This window comes from Thalassobellus citreus, from assembly GCF_044385915.1.
GTDB classification, from domain to species: domain Bacteria; phylum Bacteroidota; class Bacteroidia; order Flavobacteriales; family Flavobacteriaceae; genus Thalassobellus; species Thalassobellus citreus.
The window spans coordinates 1-501 of sequence record NZ_JBISCC010000100.1 but is presented as its reverse complement, the minus strand read 5'-3'; the positions used below and the strand labels follow the sequence as shown (position 1 = coordinate 501).

Below are 501 nucleotides of genomic sequence, written 5' to 3'. Positions count from 1 at the left end.
CTATTAACTATTAAAGATTATAACGGTATTGTTCTTTATAAAGAATTAATAAGCGTTAGTGGAACTTATAAAAAAGGATTTGATTTAACTGCGCTTCCTTCTGGAAACTATTTCTTTGAAGTTGATAAAGACATGGAAATTAACACAATCCCTTTTACTGTTAATTCTGATAGCGTAGTATTTAATAAGGAAAAAGAAACTTCTGTTTATAAACCTTATTTAAGACAAAAAGGAAATTTAGTGCTTATCTCGAAACTAGCTCCAAATTTAGAGCCTTTAAAAGTTAATATCTATTCTGAAGTAAATGATAACTCAGTATTAGTATACACTCAAAAAGTTGAAGGTATTCAAGCTATTGATCTTGCTTACAGATTGAAAAAAGGAAAATTTAAAATAGTATTTAACTCGAACGGTAAAGAGTTTACAAAATTCATTAATAATTAGTTTAATGTCTTATTTAGTTTAGTTGGTAAAGTGAGCTGTGGTGGCTCACTTTTTTTT

Annotated in this window: 1 protein-coding gene; it reads left to right on the top strand. The window is 27.3% G+C overall.

Going from position 1 to position 501, the window contains the following annotated elements; genetic code table 11:
* Positions 1–444, top strand: a 444-nt coding sequence (locus ACH5TX_RS01200; RefSeq protein ID WP_439337732.1) for a hypothetical protein, incomplete at its 5' end; no start/stop codon positions are given.
* Between the last annotated feature and the right edge of the window lie 57 nt (positions 445–501).